This window comes from uncultured Tenacibaculum sp. (assembly GCF_947498805.1).
Taxonomy (GTDB): Bacteria; Bacteroidota; Bacteroidia; order Flavobacteriales; family Flavobacteriaceae; genus Polaribacter.
In genome coordinates this window covers 35362-52763 of the sequence record NZ_CANMLT010000001.1, presented here as the reverse complement: position 1 = coordinate 52763, position 17402 = coordinate 35362, and the positions used below count along the sequence as shown (strand labels likewise).

General features: G+C 31.9%; 15 protein-coding genes. 8 read left to right on the top strand and 7 right to left on the bottom strand.

Translation table 11 applies throughout. The features are described from left to right. Positions 1 to 55 precede the first annotated feature (55 nt). The 3 genes from Q0873_RS00210 to rlmB all read left to right on the top strand — a co-directional run bounded on the left by Q0873_RS00210 (position 56) and on the right by rlmB (position 5625). Positions 56 to 3256 carry a SusC/RagA family TonB-linked outer membrane protein gene (locus Q0873_RS00210; RefSeq protein ID WP_299103683.1) on the top strand — a complete coding sequence of 1067 codons (3201 nt, stop codon included), beginning with the start codon at positions 56 to 58 and terminating at the stop codon, positions 3254 to 3256. 13 nt (positions 3257 to 3269) lie between these two features. Then, positions 3270 to 4751 (top strand): RagB/SusD family nutrient uptake outer membrane protein, encoded by a 1482-nt coding sequence (locus Q0873_RS00205; protein ID WP_299103682.1) that lies wholly within the window; start codon positions 3270 to 3272, stop codon positions 4749 to 4751. 130 nt (positions 4752 to 4881) lie between these two features. Next, positions 4882 to 5625 (top strand): 23S rRNA (guanosine(2251)-2'-O)-methyltransferase RlmB, encoded by a 744-nt coding sequence (gene rlmB, locus Q0873_RS00200; RefSeq protein ID WP_299103681.1) that lies wholly within the window; start codon positions 4882 to 4884, stop codon positions 5623 to 5625. On the opposite strand, the gene Q0873_RS00195 is transcribed toward rlmB, so the two are convergent. Continuing rightward, on the bottom strand, positions 5622 to 6401 hold the full coding sequence (locus Q0873_RS00195) for a rhomboid family intramembrane serine protease (RefSeq protein ID WP_363322509.1): 780 nt from the start codon (positions 6399 to 6401) through the stop codon (positions 5622 to 5624). The two genes, rlmB and Q0873_RS00195, sit on opposite strands and share 4 nt — an antisense overlap. Before the next feature lie 22 nt (positions 6402 to 6423). Between Q0873_RS00195 and Q0873_RS00190 the strand changes: the two genes are divergently transcribed. Together Q0873_RS00190 and Q0873_RS00185 are read left to right on the top strand one after the other, a co-directional pair. Continuing rightward, positions 6424 to 7695 carry a replication-associated recombination protein A gene (locus tag Q0873_RS00190; RefSeq protein WP_299103680.1) on the top strand — a complete coding sequence of 424 codons (1272 nt, stop codon included), beginning with the start codon at positions 6424 to 6426 and terminating at the stop codon, positions 7693 to 7695. Positions 7696 to 7708: 13 nt separating this feature from the next. Continuing rightward, positions 7709 to 8233: a hypothetical protein gene (locus Q0873_RS00185; RefSeq protein ID WP_299103679.1), complete on the top strand. Its 525-nt coding sequence runs from the start codon at positions 7709 to 7711 to the stop codon at positions 8231 to 8233. Here Q0873_RS00185 and Q0873_RS00180 read toward each other — a convergent pair. The 6 genes from Q0873_RS00180 to radC are packed head-to-tail and all read right to left on the bottom strand — an operon-like array spanning position 8230 to position 13621. Continuing rightward, positions 8230 to 8970: a hypothetical protein gene (locus Q0873_RS00180; protein WP_299103678.1), complete on the bottom strand. Its 741-nt coding sequence runs from the start codon at positions 8968 to 8970 to the stop codon at positions 8230 to 8232. The genes Q0873_RS00185 and Q0873_RS00180 overlap by 4 nt on opposite strands. Positions 8971 to 8973: 3 nt before the next feature. After that, entirely contained in the window at positions 8974 to 10344 is a 1371-nt protein-coding gene (locus tag Q0873_RS00175) for a DUF5723 family protein (RefSeq protein ID WP_299103677.1), read from the bottom strand. Between the two features lie 5 nt (positions 10345 to 10349). Next, on the bottom strand, positions 10350 to 10898 hold the full coding sequence (locus Q0873_RS00170; protein ID WP_299103675.1) for a hypothetical protein: 549 nt from the start codon (positions 10896 to 10898) through the stop codon (positions 10350 to 10352). A gap of 20 nt (positions 10899 to 10918) precedes the next feature. After that, a complete protein-coding gene (locus Q0873_RS00165; protein WP_299103674.1) occupies positions 10919 to 11599 on the bottom strand; it encodes a YjjG family noncanonical pyrimidine nucleotidase in 681 nt (226 codons plus the stop codon). Between the two features lie 13 nt (positions 11600 to 11612). Then, positions 11613 to 12914, bottom strand: a complete 1302-nt coding sequence (locus Q0873_RS00160) for a hypothetical protein (RefSeq protein ID WP_299103673.1) — start codon at positions 12912 to 12914, stop codon at positions 11613 to 11615. Positions 12915 to 12931: 17 nt separating this feature from the next. Beyond that, a complete protein-coding gene (radC, locus tag Q0873_RS00155) occupies positions 12932 to 13621 on the bottom strand; it encodes a DNA repair protein RadC (protein ID WP_299103671.1) in 690 nt (229 codons plus the stop codon). 94 nt (positions 13622 to 13715) lie between these two features. Between radC and trkA the strand changes: the two genes are divergently transcribed. The 3 genes from trkA to Q0873_RS00140 all read left to right on the top strand — a co-directional run bounded on the left by trkA (position 13716) and on the right by Q0873_RS00140 (position 17347). Next, positions 13716 to 15074 carry a Trk system potassium transporter TrkA gene (gene trkA / locus Q0873_RS00150; protein ID WP_299103670.1) on the top strand — a complete coding sequence of 453 codons (1359 nt, stop codon included), beginning with the start codon at positions 13716 to 13718 and terminating at the stop codon, positions 15072 to 15074. Continuing rightward, complete coding sequence (locus Q0873_RS00145) at positions 15061 to 16560, top strand: potassium transporter TrkG (RefSeq protein WP_299103669.1); 1500 nt, start codon at positions 15061 to 15063, stop codon at positions 16558 to 16560. Before trkA ends, Q0873_RS00145 begins: the two co-directional genes overlap by 14 nt. A gap of 127 nt (positions 16561 to 16687) precedes the next feature. Continuing rightward, entirely contained in the window at positions 16688 to 17347 is a 660-nt protein-coding gene (locus tag Q0873_RS00140; protein WP_299103668.1) for a tail fiber protein, read from the top strand. Positions 17348 to 17402: the final 55 nt, after the last annotated feature.

Here is a 17402-nt window from a genome sequence, read left to right as displayed (position 1 = left end):
CGCCTTTAAGATTAATTTAAGATTTTAGCGCCTAATTAATTCAAATTATTAGATAATGAAAACAAAGTTTAATGGAATTCTAACGCTACTTTTAGCGTTTATTGTGCAGATTTCCTTTGCACAAGACAGAACAATTTCTGGTACTGTTTCTGATGAGTCTGGTCCCTTACCTGGGGTTACAGTTCTTAAAAAAGGAACTACTTCTGGTACCGAAACTGATTTTGATGGTAATTATTCGATCAAAGCAAAAACTGGAGATGTTTTAGTTTTTTCATTTGTTGGAATGAAAAACGCAGAGAGAACAGTTGGTGCTTCGAATCAATTAAATGTAACTTTAGAAAACGATAACCTTTTAGAAGAGGTGGTAGTAGTTGCATATGGTTCTCAATCTAGAAACTCTCTTACAGGTTCTGTAAGTGTTGTTGATCAAGAACAAGTTGAAAACGCAACATTTTCAAACCCAGTAAAAAGCTTAGAAGGTCTTGCTGCTGGTTTAAGAGTTATTCAAGCAGATGGTAGACCAGGTGCAGATCCTATTATTAGAATTAGAGGTTTTGGTTCTATCAACGCAGATAGTCAACCACTTATCGTTTTAGATGGTGTACCATATTCAGGAAGTTTAAGTAGTATTAACCCTAAAGATATCGAATCTACTTCTATCTTAAAGGATGCTTCTTCTACATCGTTATATGGTAACAAAGCTGCAAACGGGGTTTTAATGATTACTACTAAGAAAGGTACTAAGAATAGAACAAACATTAGTATTGATAGTAGATTTGGTATCACTCAAAGAGGTGCTAAAGAATATAACATTATCAAGACTCCTGGTAAATTCTACGAATCTTACCACAGTGTATTAGCTAACTCTGAATTTTACAGACAAACTGCTGCTGGTACACCTATTACAATTGAGCAAGCAAGACAATTTGCTTCTAACAATTTAATTGGAAACTTAGGTTATAACCTTTATGACGTTTCTAATGCAACTTTAGTTGATCCTACAACAGGAAAATTAAATAGTTCTGCTACTTTACAGGTTAACGACAGATGGGAAGATGCTTTATTTAGAGATGCTGCTACTTTCCACTCTAACAACGTTAGTATTTCTGGAGGTTCTGATGATGTAACTTACTATTTATCTTTAGGTACTGAAACTAACAACGGGTATACTGTAAGAAGTAGTTTCAAAAGAAACACTGCTCGTTTAAAAGCTACTTCAGCTAAAATTTTTGATGTACTTACTTTAAGTGGAGATGTTGCATATACAAACTCTACGAGTCAAGCGGTTCCTTCTACTGTAACAGGTGCTGGTGCTCCAACAACTAACTTTGCTAATGCTTTCTTCTGGACAAGAAGAATTGCTCCTATTTACCCAGTTTACAGATATGATCAAAACTGGCAACCTATTTTAGATCCTAACAACCCAAGTGGTAGAGCATATGACTTTGGTGCTCCTCAAATCTTCCCTAACGGAACTAGTAGAGGACCTAGAAACTATGCAGTAGGTGAACACCCATTAGCAGTTATTGAAAACACTATTGAGACTACTCAAAGAGATAACTTCAACGGAGGTTTAAGAGCTAAATTTGACTTACCATTAGGTTTCAAATTTGAGTACATCATGAACTACTTAACAGAAGTTGATAAAGATACTGACTTTACTAAGCCAGGTGCTGGTGCATTTGCTCAAGCTCAAAATGGTCTTTTAACTAACGGAAGAACTAACTTTTCTGCTTTTACAAATCAGCAATTATTAACTTGGAAGAAAGAATCTGGACGTAGTAGTTTTGATGTTCTTTTAGGTCATGAAACTTACGAAGAGAACTTTACTATCTTATCTCTTTCTAAGAGAAACTTAATTGGAGATATTGCTCCAGTATTAGACAACACAGCTGTATATGCTTCAGCTAGTAATTATAACACAAACTATACTACAGAAGGTTACTTCTCTAGATTTATTTATGGTTTAGATAACACTTACTTCATCAACTTAACTGGTAGATACGATGCTTCATCTGTATTCCATCCAGACGTTCGTTGGGGTACATTCTGGTCTGCAGGTGCTTCTTGGGTACTTAGTAACGAAGATTTCTTAAGTGATAACAAAGTTATTGACTATGCTAAATTAGCAGTTAACTATGGTACTACTGGTAACGATAGAATTTTCTATCAAGGTACTGGTACAAGAAACCTTGTAGCTTACGAAAACCAATATGAAATCGATGAGAATAACGGTCAGTTAACTCAGAACTTACTTTTCTTAGGTAACCCAGATCTTTCTTGGGAGAAATCTTCAAGTTTAGATGTTGCTTTAGAAATGAGTTTATTAAACAGAGTTAATCTTTCTCTTGGATACTTTAGAAAGCAATCTGATGATTTATTATTCAACACTCCATTACCAATTTCTACTGGACAAGCTTCTAGACCAAGTAATGCTGGTTCTATGGTAAACAGTGGTTTTGAAGCTGAAGTTTCTTGGAGTGCTGTTAAGAAAGATAACTTCAAAGTTAACTTTAACGCAAACCTTTCTACATTAAACAACGAAATTACTGCGTTACCAAACAATAACGATCCTATTCCTGCTGGAAGATTCCGTAGAGAAGTTGGTAAAAGTATTTTCGATTACTACATGGTAAGATTCGCTGGAGTTAATCCAGATAACGGAAATGCTCAATATTATACTATCGATCAAACTTCTGGAAACAGAGTTGTTACTGAAGATTATTCAGAAGCTGCTACTAACGGTAGAGAATTCTTAGGTAAACAAGCAATTCCAGATATTACTGGTGGATTTGGTATTAATGTACAATATGGAGACTTTAACTTATCTACACAATTCGCTTACCAAGTTGGTGGTTACGGTGTTGATAATGAATACTTCGGATTATTAGGTACTACGCAAAATGTTACTAACTTCCCTGACTACGATAAGACTTGGACAGTTGATAACAAAACTGCTAGCTTACCAAGGGTAGATCCTTTAGCTGCAAATCAATATAGTTTCTCTGATCTTTATTTAGTTGACTTAAGTTACTTAAGTTTAAGCAACATTAACTTATCTTATGTGTTAAGTAGTGATGTTTTCAAGAAATTCCATATCGATAACGTTAAGTTTTATGGAACTATTAATAACGCATTTTTATTATATAGTGCAAGGCAAGGTTATGATCCACGACTAAACTCAGTAGGTAGTTCATCTGCTGAATACGGAGCAAATAGAACTATTGCTTTTGGTGTAAACATAAACCTTAATTAAAATTTTATTAATTATGAAACAAAACAAATTTTCAAGTATGCAATTAAGCAAATTTTTTGTATTCATTTTCAGTGCTATGTTAATCATGTCATGTGCTGATTTAGATCAAGATTTTGCTAATGAAAGATACCATACAGCTTCTCATGCGTCTGCTATTTCTGCTGCTGGTGGTACTCAAGGTCTTAAAGCCTTAGATGGAGCTATTTTAGCTTACCTTAGAGATGGAGAGGCAGTTACTGATGAATTCGGTTTAAAAGCTGTTGATTTAGGAATGGATTTAAGAGGTAATGATATGGATATGAGCCGTAACACTTGGTTTGGGGCTTATAACAACTATCAAAATATCATTTTAACTTCTAATGATAATGACTTTATGTGGGAATTCTTCTACAAAGTTATTAACAATGCAAATGGTATTATTAATACGGTACCTGATACTGCTCCAGCAGATGTATTAGTATTTAAATATAAGTCGTACACTTATAGAGCTATTGCTTATTTCTATTTATTAAGAATTTACCAACATACAAGAGCTGCTGATACTGAGTTAGCTATTCCAATCGATTTTGGTGATTTCGTAGGACAACCTAAATCTACTGTGGCACAAGTTAAGCAACAAATCCTTACTGATTTAACTACTGCTTATAACGGATTACAGTCATATACTAGAGCTTCTAAGGAAGAGGTTGATGCAAGTGTGGTAGCTGCTTATTTAGCTAGATACTATCTAACTTACGAAAACTGGACTGAAGCTGAGAAATATGCTGATATCGCAATGAAAGTTGGAAGTATTAGTAGTGATGTTCAACATGGTTTTGATGAATTATCTTTATCTGAAGCTATCTGGGGTTCTGTAGTTACTGCAGCTACTTCAGAAGTATACCAATCATTCTTCTCTCACACAAGTCAGATTAATGATGGATATAGCGGATGGAACCACTTTAAAACAGTAAACTCTAATCTTTATGATGCAATTCCAACTACTGATAAAAGACGTGCTTGGTTTGCTGATCAACAATATGGACCATGGACTGTTTTAGTACCTGGTACTTGGGGTCACTATAACATTACTCCTAAGTATACAAGTTTAAAGTTCATCGCTCAACCAGGACCTGGACAGTTTATTGGAGATTACATCTACTTAAGAAATACTGAGTTCTATTTAACTAAAGCTGAAGCTTTAGCTAGACAAGGTAAAGATGCAGAAGCTAGACAAGTTTTATTTGATTTAAACTCTGTTAGAGATGCAAGCTACACGCTTTCTACTAACTCTGGTCAAGCTTTAATTGATGAGATCTTACTTTATAGAAGAATCGAATTATGGGGAGACGGTGTTTCTTCTTTCGACTTAGCTAGAACTGGAACTGCAGTAAATAGAAAAGATGGAAGACAAAATCTTCTTATGCCAGGAGCTGATTTATTAATTCAGCCATTAGATGCACAATTGATTTATCAAATTCCTCAAAGAGAGGTTGATGCTAACCCTAATTTCTAAGCTTAGCACAATTATCTAAATTTTAGGATTATTTAAATCTCAAAATAATTTTAGAAACCAGAGAAAGAAATTTCTCTGGTTTTTTATTTATTAATCAACAATTTGCTGTTTTTATATTTACATTTGCACCATGCAGAAAGAAACAAATAATATTTTTGGAATCAGAGCTATTATAGAAGCTATTAATAGCGGTTCCTCTATAAATAAAGTGTATTTACAAAAAGGACTGCGCGGTGATTTATATTTTCAATTAGAAAAATTAATTAAACAGCACAAAATATCAACAAGTGTTGTTCCTACTGAAAAATTAGATCGTTTATCTAAACATAATAATCATCAAGGAGCGGTTGCAAAAATATCTCCAATTGAATTTCACGATTTAGAAGTTCTTATAGAAAGTACTCTTGAATCTGAAACAACTCCTCTATTTTTACTTTTAGATCAATTATCTGACGTTAGAAATTTCGGAGCTATTATAAGAACGGCTGAATGTACTGGAGTAAACGGAATTATCATTCAAAAGAGCGGCTCAGCACCAGTTAATGCAGAAACAATTAAAACATCAGCCGGAGCTGCTTTTAAAGTTCCTATTTGTAAAGTAGACCATATTAAAGACGCTATTTTTCAACTACAGGCTGCTAACATAAAACTAGTTGCTGCAACCGAAAAAACCGAAGATTCTATTTATGATATAGATATGAACGAACCTATTGCTATTATTATGGGTTCTGAACATAAAGGTGTAAGTAATTCTGTATTGAAAATGGTTGATTACAAAGCTAAATTACCTCTATTAGGAGATATTGGATCTTTAAATGTATCTGTTGCCTGTGGAGCCTTTTTATACGAAACTGTTAGACAAAGAATGAGTTAATCCTCATTCTTTTTTATTTTATATACAAAATTGATATCAAGGGTGCTATTAATTGTACTCTCTTCTTCAATCTCTTCTTCAACTTTCGGCACGTAATTCCCATCTTCGTCGAACATATCATCAAAATCTGTTTTACTAAAAACAAAATCCTCTTTTACAATTCCTTTGTTTCTATAAATTATAGCGAAAATCAACCCCATTAAAAAACCAGATAAATGTCCTTCCCATGACATTCCTTCTTTTACAGGAAAAATATACCATATCATACTACCATATAAGAAAATAACAATTAATGACATTGCTATAAGCCTAAAGTGTTTTTTTATAATTCCACTAAAAAACACAAAACTGAACAATAAATAAACTATACCACTTGCTCCAATATGATACGACTCTCTTCCAATAATCCATGTAAAAGTTCCTGTTAATAATGCCCCATATAACAAAACTTTCACGGCAACTCCTCTATAGAAATAGAAAAGACTTGCTGTAAGCACGAATAAGGGCACAGAATTATTAAAAAGATGTTTGGTACCGCTATGTATGAAATGTGTAAAAACAACACCTTTTAAACCAGTCAATTTTCTTGGAAGTACTCCAAACTTGTTAAAATTCCATCCAAAATGGATTTCTAAATAATAAATAAACCAAATACTAAAGATTAGCATAGCAGGTATTAAGAATATTGAATTTGAATATTGTAATTTTTCTTCAGCTTTCATCAAACTAAAAATAACAAAAACATTTCCAAACTTAAATTTCGGACGCTCTGTCATAAATCTTTTCTATTTTTACAACATGAATCAACCTTTGGCAGAACGCATACGACCAAAATCACTTGATGACTATATTAGTCAGCAACATTTAGTAGGTAAAAATGGAATTTTAACCAACCATATTAAACACGGAATAATTCCTTCCTTAATTCTTTGGGGACCTCCAGGTATTGGAAAAACAACCCTAGCTAATATTATTGCCAACGAATCTAAACGTCCGTTTTACACTTTAAGCGCTATCAGTTCAGGTGTAAAAGATGTACGCGAAGTAATAGAAAAAGCCAAACAAAGTAGTGGCTTGTTTACTCAAAAAAATCCTATTTTATTTATTGATGAAATTCATAGGTTTAGTAAATCTCAACAAGATTCTCTTTTAGGTGCAGTTGAGCGTGGTTGGGTTACACTTATTGGAGCTACAACTGAAAACCCAAGCTTTGAAGTAATTCCCGCATTATTGTCGCGTTGCCAAGTATATATTTTAAACTCTTTTGAAAAAGAAGACATGCTCGCCTTGTTAAATAGAGCTATGGAACAGGATGAAATTCTTTTGAAAAAGAAAATTACCATCAAAGAAACAGATGCTTTATTCAGAGTTTCTGGTGGAGATGCAAGAAAGCTTCTCAATGTCTTTGATTTATTAGTCGCCTCAGAAGAAGTTGTTGAAATTACCAACAAACTCGTTTTAGAAAAAGTTCAAAAAAACACGGTTCGATATGATAAAACGGGGGAGCAACATTACGATATTGTTTCTGCTTTTATTAAATCCATTAGAGGTAGTGACCCAAATGCCGCTGTATATTGGTTAGCACGCATGATTGAGGGAGGCGAAGATGTAAAATTTATTGCACGAAGATTGTTAATTTTGGCATCTGAAGATATTGGTAATGCAAATCCAACAGCTTTAATTTTAGCCAATAACACTTTCCAGGCAGTTAGTACCATAGGGTATCCAGAATCTCGAATAATATTAAGTCAATGTGCAATTTACTTAGCTAACTCAGCTAAAAGTAATGCTTCATATATGGCCATTAATCACGCCCAACAACTTGTAAAACAAACTGGTGATTTATCGGTCCCTTTAGCTATTAGAAATGCGCCTACTAAATTAATGAAAGACTTAGAATATGGTAAGAATTACAAATATTCACATAACTATCCCGGTAATTTTGTGGCTCAAGAGTTTTTACCAAAAGAAATTGAAGGAACCAAACTCTATGAACCAGGAAATAACTCAAGAGAGAATAATTTTAGAGATATTCTAAAACAGCGATGGAAAGAAAAGTATAATTACTAAAATCACCAATGAATTGAGTTTCGAACAAGCTATTAAAAAAATTACCAAAAACTTAGACGGAAAGTTAAATATAAATAAAGAAAAAGTAAATTTTGCAGATGGTAGTGTACATCCACTCGAAACATATCTAATAACTTTAGAGTATAGAGGCTTAAGAATTAATTTTAAAAATACTATTGGCTATCAAGCATCTGGTAAAGTAACATGTCTAGTAGATAATACTATCCCAATTTTTGATTTCGAAATAAGTACAATAAGCCATTTTATCAATTTATTTTTAAGGAAAGAAAATCGATTTAAGGTTAAATGTTCTGACATTCATTTTAAAACTTACTTGAAAAAGAAAGCCTTAAAAGAGTTGGAATATATAAGCTCTCAAACTTCTTTTGCCCCATATATTTTCATAAAAAAACAAGGTGATAAAAATCTGATTATTACAGAATATCACCTTGCCTTTAAAAATTCTCCAAATGCTATAGAACCTCTCTTCAAATTCTATCAAAAGCTAATTGATTATTTACTTTTAAAAAGCTCCTAGAATTTTATTTTATATAACTCCTTTTTACGCGCTCCTTCTAAATCGAATTCAGCTATCCAACTTGAACCCTCTTTGTATAAAATACCGTTTTTATCTTTAATAACAAATACATCCTTGATACTTGTTTTTAATATCTGAAACACAACTTCAGGTTTCGTATTAACTAATTGAAAACCGTTCTTAATTGTCTGCGCATATAAAACTTTTTCAGAACCTTCTGAAACAGCAGCATTTACCATCTCTTCTTTGATAACTTTTGTTGTTGTAACAACTACTGGAACACTCTTCTCTAACACTTTCTCCTTTTGAAGAGGAGTATAACTGTAATTCAAATTTTCTATTGACTTAAATGCATTTCTAATCGCTTCGTGGTACGATTCTTTATACTGTTTTTCCCTGCTTCTACCCTCTTGAGATACAAAAACAACTTTGTCGTTACAATCTTGTAACTCTATAATGTTTTTTGTTGTAAACATTCCAGAATTATTTTTAACATTTACCTTTAAAGCTAAACAACGATTGTTTGACAAATCATCAGGTAATTGCTCATTAGATAAGAACGCTTTGAAACCATGTTTATTAAATAAAAACTTTGTCAAAGAGCTTGTTTGATACTTATCTGGTGTTTTAAAAAAATTAAATTGATTTGGAACTATGACATACTTATAATTGTTGATCGATTTTTGCGCAAATCCAGTTATTGAAAACAGGAGAAACGCTACTACAATATTTTTCATCCTTTATTTAAAAATTAAATTCATACCTAATTGAAATGATGCTGCATTGGCATCGGCTATATCGGATAATTCAAAAAGATTATCAACCAAACCATAAATGTGAAATTTACCTATTTTCCCTGACAAACCAAAACCAAAATTAGTATATGAAAAATCATCAATTGTATAGGTGAATTTAGTATTAATTCCTTTCGAAACTCTTCCTTCATAAAACCCAGTTAATGCAAACTTAGGTCCCGTTGGGCGAAAAACAGTATATATTTGTCCTCCTATTGAATTGTTGTAATAATCCTTATAAGACATATCACTACAATTTTCCTCATTTCTACTTCTACCCCAACTATATTTGTATGAACCGTTAAACTTTATTGGTCTCATAACTGAATAGGATTCTTTGTTTTCTTCTGAAGGAACTTGCGATTTAAAATCATCAATTAAATTTTGCCAATAATCGCTGGTTGCGCTATTGTATTGAAATTCTATTCCAGAAAAAGTATAATCTCCTTTCAAAGACACATTTCTATTATCCTTAGAATAACTAACGTATCCAATATCTAATAAACTTGCCGTAATTTTAGTTTGCTTATCTAATTGATAAACAAATCCAATATCAAATCCAAAACCTACGTTACTTAAGAAAGCTTTTCCATATATGTCACTAGCTTGAAAATCTTCTTCAAAAAATACTCCAGAGCTATATCCATTAAAATCTATATTGTTTAAAGTATGAACATATATGTTATCTTGCCCTAATCGTGTTGTAAAACTCCCCTTGTTTCCGGTTGAATTAACATTGGCAATTCCTGAATATATTTTAAACCTCCCTCCTAGTGTCATTTTCTCATTAAGTTTTCTTGCTATTCCAACATGAAGAACACTCAGCGCTTCCGCCTTAACATTAGCTTGAGAAACGAGAAAATTACGATTTAAATTTGCAGCATTTCCATCATTTACAAGCTCTATAAAATCCTTCGGATAATTTGCGAAAACATCAAGTTCTGTATAAAAGCCAAAACTTAAAAAATCACGTTGATTTAACTTATGTCCTCCGCTTAAAATTTCAATTTGAGTATTTACACTTAAATAGTCATCTTTAGAAATTCTATTTATTGCATTTCTAACCTTAGTGTTAAAATCAACATTATCATTTCTAAACAAATCAGCTACTGTTATTTCGGACATACCTGCATTAAAAGAAATACCCGATAACAATGGAATACCTGCATATGCCTTATAACTCGGATGAACACCTGGGTTTAAAAGCATCGTTTGTGGTATTTCATCAAAATCATATAATAGCTGTTTATTCTGAGCTTCTATAAATGGCACATTTACTAAAAACAGTAATACTACTAACTTTAAATACTTTGTCATTCCTACTAAATTTTAAAAGTAAATGTTCCTGCTGATTTAAATTCAAATTCATTTAAATCATTCGCATCAATTGCAGATCCTGAAGTTGTTACTAATTGCAACGAAGCTCTGACCTTTCTACTATTTAAAAATTGCGGATTTGAACCTATAGATATGACTTCTTTGTGAACAAATTTATTTGTATTTGCTGGGACAATAATTGTATTCATCAAATATGTTACATTATTGGAGTCATCTAAAAACTGTAGCTCTACTCGAATACTTCTATTAAACGGATTTCTAATTTCGAAATCCAAACTAGCCTCTATTAAATACTTTTGAAAAATCTCTTCTTCAATTACAGTTAATCTAGTTTCATCAACAATAGCTGTACTTAATTCGTTATTAGAACTATCTAAAAAGCCAATTGCGGGTACCTTAAAATAAACTAATGAAGCAATGTATTTTGGTTCTGCACTAAAATTATCTACTTGATCTAAATTAATATCCTTAACACATGATGACACCCCCAATAGTACTACGACTATTATAAGGAGAAGTAATTTAATTTTCATAAATAAAAAACGAATTGCTTTTATAAATATTGTTTTAACTCTATAAGCGAGTTAATCGTTAACACGCCATTTTCTTGTTTTTTTTCTGGAGAAAAATAAATAGCTAACATACCGGCGTTTAATCCTCCAAGTACATCTGCTTCATAACTATCTCCAATCATTATCGTTTTACTTGCTTCGGTATTTACTTTACTTAAGGCATATTCAAAAACCTTTTTATTCGGTTTTTTAACACCTACAGATTCTGAAGTTATTACCTCTCTGAAGTATTTCTTTATTCCAGACTTTTCTATTTTTAAATTTTGAACTTCCTCAAAACCATTTGTAATAATATGCAGTTTGTACTTACTCTCTAGGTATTCTAGAATTTCTTTTGTTCCGTCTATTAGGTAATTATAATTCGGAAGATACTTAATATAATCTTCGGCTATCTTATTGATTAATTCATCTTGAACTTCAAAATTAACTGCATCAAAAGTATCTTTAAGTCTTTTATATCGTAAATCTTCTTTCTGAATTTTATCTTCTCTATACAACCTCCAATACTCAAGATTTATAGGCATATAAACCTTTAAGAAGTCTTGAATACTTAGTGTTATGTTTTGTTCTTCAAAGATTTGTTGAAAAGTAAGTTTTGAATTTCTATCAAAATCCCACAAAGTATGATCCAAATCAAAAAAAACATGTTTAATATCTATCATAATTATTCGTTCATTATTTCACCATTTTTATCATTGTTCCGTATACCCTTTTCCATCCTTTCCATCTTTGATAATTACTCAAGCTTTCATTATGAAACACTGTAATTAATGTACCATTTACTCTTTTTACCTCGTTTTTAACATCTCTAATCTTCCCTAATGATTGTTTTGGTGTTAACTTCATATAATCATTAAGTGTAGTATCCATTAAAGCAAACGGAAAAATCTTTAACGGAGTTTGGATTTCAAAATCTAAATCATAGAAATAAAATGGTGTACAAGTACTTGCTCTAAAACCAACATGACTTGAATACCCCATTGAATAATCTTCTTTTACCTCCAAGTCAATTAATTTTTGATACGTATCAGGTAAAGTGAACTTTAAATAATGTTGTCTAGATCTAATAATTGGCATATTAATAATACTTTCCAATCGTTCTTTTTCTTTTTTTAACATTAAGTTATCTGAAGATGTGTAATATGATGGATGTAAACCAACTCGAGCATAATCTACCATTTCTTTTATCAGTAATCTAAACTTACTTTTCGATGTTGACACATTAGTATCATAAGTTGTGTAATCTCCAATCAAAAAAAAGAATATTGTTCTAACACCATGTTCTTTTTTAAGATGTAAGATTTCACTAAAAGTATAGAAAGGATCTTTTTTTATTCCAAATCTCACTGCAAATCGATTCCAAAGGTTAAATATTTTAAACTGAGAGGCATCTTTTAAAAAACCAGCAATTGTTCTAACAATACCTTTGTGTTGGTAACAATAAGCATTGTCTACATCAACTGTAGATATATAATTATACTTTCTTTCTTTATATAGATAGTTTGGATACTTTTCTTTTAATACAGTTCTTAACTTATATGCCCAAATATCAACTAAAGGTTGCTCCAAAAAACCATTTTGATATGCCAAGCTTTCCTCAGCCGTAAATCTGCCATATTTATCTTTAATATGTGGTAAATACTCTTCATAACGAACGATAAGGTAAAAACTAGCAGCGAAAATGTCAAAAGGTATTGCCGAACGCTCTCCTGTTGAAAAAAAAGCTGGTGTTCCTTCCCATTTTTCAATATGAATATCAACATCTTTTACTCCTTGTTGAAATAATATATCATGACTTCTTATGAAAAACTCTTTACCTAAAGGTACTTTATTATATGATAGTTTAGGCCCTGCAAAAGCAACAAAATCTTCTATTTTAGAAGTAAAATCTATTTCAATATTTAAAATTCTAGTAAAAACATGTTTAAAAACATATCGAATTCTGGGAGTTACTTTATGGGAATATATAAGTATCATATGTTACTAGAAAATCATTATAAAACACCTTCATCTGTAAAGCTAAAATACGCTTTTTCGGTAATTATTAGATGATCAAGTAATTTTATGTCTAAGGTTTTTCCTCCTTGTTTTATTTTGTCTGTGAGATGTTTATCTGATTTACTAGGCTTTAACTTCCCTGAAGGGTGATTATGACATACTATGATTGCAATAGATTGCAATTCTAAAGCTCTTTTAAATAGTAATCTTAAATCAACTAAGGTTCCTGTAAAACCACCTTTACTTAGTTGTTGTTTTGCCATAACCTCATTGGCATTGTTTAAAAACAACACCCAAAACTCTTCATGGCTTAAATCTCCCAACAAAGGTTGAACGATATTAAATACATCTTTTGAACAAGTAACTTTTGGGTTTATTAAGATGTTTTGAAATTGCCTACGTTTACCTAATTCGAGTGCTGTAACAATACTTATCGCTTTTGCTTCTCCAATTCCTTTAAACCTTATTAATTCCTCAATTGACAATTTGGACAACTTTTGTAAACTATTGTCCACTGACAATAACATTCTTTTTGCCAAATCTACTGCAGATTCTTTTCTATTTCCCGACCTAATTAGAATTGCCAAAAGTTCGGCATCAGAAAGAGAAAATTTTCCTTTTAACAATAATCGTTCTCTTGGCCTATCGTCAATAGCCCAAGACTTAATTGAATATTTTTTTTCCATAGCATTTTAGTTTCTTAAATATAAAAATAATTCTTTGTTTGCACAACACAAACAAGCACAGTATCTTTGCCCTTATTCCCATTTGTCACGTATTATGAAAATAATCATCGCCGGAGCAGGAGATGTTGGGTTTCACTTAGCTAAACTTCTCTCGTATGAATCACAAGATACTTATGTTATCGATTTTGATGGAGAGAAACTTAATTATATCAATAATCACTTAGATGTTATCACTAAAAAAGGTGATGCTACTTCTATTAAGTTATTAAAAGAAATTGGTATTGCCTCTGCAGATTTGCTTTTGGCAGTAACAGAAAGTCAAAATACAAACTTTACTATTTCGGTTATTGGAAAATCACTGGGTGTTAAAAAAACAATTGCTAGAATAAATAATCCAGAATTTTTACAAAACGATTGTATCAATTTTCAAGATTATGGGGTTGACTTTATGATTTCTCCAGAAGAATTAGCTGCTGAAGAGATTAATCTTTTATTACGTCAATCTTCATTTAACGATACCGTTGCTTTTGAAAATGGAGTCTTTAATGTTATGGGGACTACCTTAGGTTATAAATCACCTATTCTAGATCTGACTGTAAAAGAAGCTAAAGAAAAGTTTAGTATTGTAGATTTTATTACCATTGCCATAAAACGTGAGGGTATTGCCCAAACTATTATTCCTCGTGGAGATACTGTTTATAAAATGAACGATCAAGTTTATTTTTCAGTTCCCAACTATAGTATTGATAAGCTCTACCCTATTATTGGAAAAGAACATATTGACATTAAAAATGTTATGATTCTTGGAGGTAGTAGTATTGGTAGAAAAACAGCCAGAAACCTTTGCAAAGATAATTTTAATGTAAAGTTAATCGAGCGTAAAAAAGACAAAGCACTTACCATTGCTGAAGATTTACGACATACTTTAGTGATTAATGGAGATGGAAGAGATTTAGAACTACTTGAAAGTGAAAACATTCGAGGAATGGATGCTTTTATTGCTGTTACAGGAGATTCTGAAACCAATATAATGTCGTGTTTAGTTGCTAAATCTAAAGGAGTTAGAAAAACCGTTGCTTTAGTTGAAAATATGGATTATATCAATATTTCTCAAACTATTGGTATAGACACGCTTATTAATAAAAAATTAATTGCTGCAAGTAATATCTTCCGTCATATTCGAAAAGGAGAAATATTAGCTTTAGCTAACTTACATAATATTGATGCAGAGGTATTTGAATTTGAAGTACAACCAAATGCAAAAGTAACCAAAGCTCCTATTAAAGATTTACGTTTTCCAAGAGAAGCTGTATTCGGTGGAGTTATTAGAGATGAAAAGCCTTTAATGTCTTTTGGAGACTTTCAATTACAAAGTGGTGACAAAGCTATTGTTTTTTGTCTTCCAGAAGCAATATCAACAGTAGAAGATTTATTCAACAATGGAAAATCTTAATACCAAACTTATTTATCGCTTTTTAGGTATTACAGCTGTTTTAAACGGTTTGTTTATGTGGTTATCTATTCCTTTTAGCTTTTACTTTAATGATGAAGCTAAATGGGGGTTTTTAAATGCTGGTATTGTAACAGTTTCTATAGGTTTGCTGTTGTATTTTTTTAATAAACCAACACAAAAAAACATTCAAAAAAAAGAAGGGTATTTAATCGTTACCTTAGGGTGGTTAACACTTTCATTTACTGGAATGCTACCTTATATTTTTACGGGAGCAATACCTAGTATTACCGATGCTTTTTTTGAAACCATATCAGGATATTCAACTACAGGATCATCAATTTTAACTGATATTGAATCCATGCCTAAAGGAATTCTATTCTGGCGTAGTGCAACCCATTGGATTGGAGGTATGGGAATTATTGTATTAACCATTGCTATTTTACCTTTATTAGGTATTGGAGGAATGCAATTATTTATGGCCGAAGCACCAGGACCTTCAGCAGACAAATTACATCCTAGAATTACTGATACAGCAAAACGCTTGTGGTTAATTTATGTATTACTGACAGTAGTGGAGTTCTTATTATTAAAAGTAGCAGGAATGACTTGGTTTGATGCAATTAATCATTCCATGGCAACGGTCAGTACAGGAGGATTTTCTACTAAAAATGCAAGTGTTGCTCATTGGAATGGAACTCCTTTAATTCAGTATATCATAATCTTTTTTATGTTTGTAGCGGGTACCAACTTTGTACTCACCTATTTTGCATTAAAAGGAAAAGTTCAAAAAGTAATTCAAAGTGAAGAATTCAAATATTATTCAATTGGAATTCTTTTAATCTCAACAATTGTTGCAATCGTAATTTTATTCTTTCAAGACCCATCATTGCAAACAAGTATAGAGCATCCAATGGTTTGGGGTAAAACAGAAAGTGCAATTAGACATGCTCTTTTTGCAGTAATCTCGGTAGTAACAACCACTGGTTTCGTAACTGCAGATTTTACCATGTGGAGCTTTTTTGTTACGGCTTTATTCTTCTCTTTATTCTTCTTAGGAGGATCAGCCGGATCAACTTCTGGTGGTGTAAAAATAGTACGCCATATTGTAATGCTAAAAAATAGTTTTTTAGAATTTAAAAAATCCTTACACCCTAACGCTATTATACCAGTTCGTTATGATGGAAAAGCAGTAAGTCAAAATATTGTATTTAATATTTTGTCTTTCTTTATCTTGTACATGCTTATTTTTATTATTGGAACCGTTATTTTGGCTTTTTTAGGACTTGATTTTATTTCAGCAATAGGAGCTTGTGCTTCTTCTTTAGGAAATATTGGTCCGGCTATTGGTACAGTTAGCCCAGTAGATAACTTCTCACATTTATCTGTTGGAGCCAAATGGTTTTGTTCTTTTTTAATGCTTATTGGACGTTTAGAGTTATTTACAGTATTGATTTTATTAACTCCATTCTTTTGGAGAAAGAATTAAATACACTTGTGCCAAAACTCCATACAGATATACTCTTATGATACGCACTAAGGTACCATTTTAACAAGCGGAACTAATTTCAAAATAAATTTGTGATAAATTAATTACTAACTAAAACTTAATTATCATGAATTTAAAAACTAAATTATTCGGGGGAATACTACTAGTATTTTTATCAATTTCCAACATCAATGCTCAACAAGAAGGTTTTCTTGGAGAAGTTAAAATGTTTGCCGGAAATTTTGCTCCTAGAGGATGGGCTTTTTGTGAAGGACAGTTATTACCAATTTCTCAAAACACGGCCTTATTCTCAATATTAGGAACTATGTACGGTGGAGATGGTAGAACTACTTTTGGTTTACCAGATTTAAGAGGTAGAATTCCTATGGGTATGGGAAATGGTCCTGGATTAACCAGAAGAAACGTTCAAGGACAAAAATTTGGGGGTGAATACAATATACTTAATAACGCACAGCTTCCATCTCATTCACATATAGCTACTGTAACCGGTAATCAGAGTCATGTTTTACTAAGCAAAGTAGATGCTGTAAGAGAAACACCACAACAAGGTGATGTTCCGGCTGTTGTAAACTTCCCAGGTTCTCTAGGTGCACAACGAGTAAAGGCTTATGGTCCTCCAGCTGAGGTAGTAAACGGACAAGCTGTTGGTACATCTACTGTTACCATTGGTAATACAGGAACTAATGCACAAGTAAACAATATTCAACCAAGTATCACAATTAGATATATAATCTGTACACAAGGATTGTTCCCATCAAGAAATTAATATCGTAAAAAATAAACTCCCTAATTTTTAAAACTTTAGGGAGTTTTTTTTACTT